Here is a 2,259-nt window from a genome sequence, read left to right as displayed (position 1 = left end):
TTCAAATCCCGTTCCCGGCGTTTTCTTATTATTTAAAAAAATTATAACTTAACTTAATACAAATAAATACTTATTCTAGCTAGCTTTTCTTATAAAAATATAATTAAAAAAAAGAGAAAAAAATATAAGGAAAGATTTAATTCTTATTCATCAATAGGTTGCTCATNNAAAAGATTAACTTTTTTTAAAATACAAATGTCGGGATGGCCCAGCTTGGTACGGCGTCGGACTGCTAATCCGATGATCCCATGGATCACACGGGTTCAAATCCCGTTCCCGGCGTTTCTTTACTTATTCTAAAATTATAACTTAATACAAAATAAACACTAATTCTAACTAAATTTTTCTTAAAAATTAATTAAACAAAAAATGAGAAAAAAAATAAGGAAAGATTTAATTTTTTTTTATTCATCAATAGGTTGCTCATGATCATATTCTAAACCTAAAGGACAAGTATGACAAGTAACACCTTCAATAAGATCCACCTTATCATCTACTTTATTTTGAACAAGATGCGCAATCTTATGAGCCTCATTTAAACTTAAATCAGGATCAAGTGAAACATGTAAAGTAGCAGTTGCATAAGCACCTAAATAATTCACACGAATATCATGAACACCATAAACACCAGGAACACTTTCAGCAGTATCATGAATCTCTTGAATTAACTCTTCTGAAGGAACTTTACCCATAATATTATTAATATTATCCCTACCTACTTTAAATGCAGTGTAAAGAATTATAACACCAATAATTAAACCAACCACTGGATCAATAATAGGGTAACCTAAATTAGCAACAATAACACCAATTAATATTGCAAGACTGTTAAAAAGATCAGTTCTTTGATGATGACCATCTGCAACTATAGCTGGACTATTAATACTTGTACCAATCTTAATTATTTGATGACTAATAAGAAGATTAATAATTAAACCAACTATCGCCATTCCTGCAGCTAAAAGTGTAGGGGTTGTAATTTCCCCTCCAAAGAATAATTTAATAATTGCAGATCGTAATATTTCAAATGAAACCAAACAAAGAAATATAACAATTACAAGTCCACTAATAGCTTCAGCTCGACCATGACCAAGAGGATGCTCTGCATCTGCAGGTTTTTGACCTACCTCAAATCCGAGAAAAGCTATTATACTAGTTGCAACATCAGATAATGTATGTGCTCCTTCAGTTATTAAAGCAAAACTTCCACTATTTACCCCTACAAGTATATTGAATATAGTTAAGAAAACATTACCTATTATAGCTATAAATACAGCTTTTCTCCCTTCTTTATGTCTTAATATATTTGCCATTTTCTAAAAAACACCAACCCATAACCAATTTTTTTTTATATTGTTTCTAATATGTCCATTGCTTTTTCAATATTCTCATAACTATTAGCATAACTCATCCGAACATGTTTTTGCCCAGTTGGTCCAAATGCTTTACCTAATACACAGATTACTCCTTTATCCATTGCAGTTTTAACAAACTCTTCTGGCTTATTAATTCTTGGGAAAGCATAAAATGCTCCTTCACAATCAGGTGTTTTATAACCCATATCATTTAAACGTTTAACAATAAGATTTTTACGTCTTTCAAACTCTTTAACCATACTTTTAACAGAGTTTTGTGGTCCAGTTAAAGCTTCATATGCACCTTTCTGTGCAATACTACTAGCACATGCAATATTATATTGATGAACTTTTAATAATTCCTCGGTAATATCTGAGGGTGCGCTCATGTATCCAATTCTTAAACCTGTCATTGCATAAGTTTTACTAAAACCATTAAGTGTTATAACATTATTAGTGTAAGCTCCAGGAGAATAATGTTTATTGTCTCCGTAAATGATTTTTTCATAAATTTCATCACTTATAATCATGAAATCATGATCTTCTGCAAGTTCACAAATACCTTTAATATCTTTTTTATCTATAACTGCTCCTGTTGGATTACATGGACTATTAATTATTATAGCCTTAGTATTTGGACTTATTAATTCATTTACACTGTCTGCTTTTAATTTAAAATCATCCTCTAATGGTGTGCTTACGGGTATGGGATTTGCCTCAGCAAGTCTTATAATTGCATCGTAAGATAAGAATCCAGGGTCTTGTATTAATACATTGTCACCTTTTTCAAATAATGCTTGTGCACAATCATATAATGCTTCACTAGCTCCACTAGTTACTATAACATTATCAGGTGTAGTGGTGATTTTATTGTCTTTTTTGAATTTTTCACAAATCTTTAAAC

The 2,259-nt window shown here is 30.7% G+C and carries 2 protein-coding genes and 1 tRNA gene; 1 reads left to right on the top strand and 2 read right to left on the bottom strand.

Annotation, left to right across the window (positions count from 1 at the left end):
- Positions 1-197 precede the first annotated feature (197 nt).
- Positions 198-282: transfer RNA gene (locus BP769_RS00030), tRNA-Ser, on the top strand.
- A 122-nt stretch (positions 283-404) separates the two neighbouring features.
- Here the strand turns inward: BP769_RS00030 and BP769_RS00025 are convergent.
- A complete protein-coding gene (locus BP769_RS00025) occupies positions 405-1,313 on the bottom strand; it encodes a cation diffusion facilitator family transporter (RefSeq protein ID WP_413823622.1) in 909 nt (302 codons plus the stop codon).
- 35 nt (positions 1,314-1,348) lie between these two features.
- Positions 1,349-2,259, bottom strand: a 911-nt coding sequence (locus tag BP769_RS00020; protein ID WP_413861761.1) for an aminotransferase class I/II-fold pyridoxal phosphate-dependent enzyme, incomplete at its 5' end; no start/stop codon positions are given.

Origin of the sequence: Methanobrevibacter sp. UBA417 (assembly GCF_002508845.1) — an archaeon.
GTDB lineage: Archaea > Methanobacteriota > Methanobacteria > Methanobacteriales > Methanobacteriaceae > Methanobrevibacter_A > Methanobrevibacter_A acididurans.
This window is presented reverse-complemented; position numbering and strand designations above follow the sequence as displayed.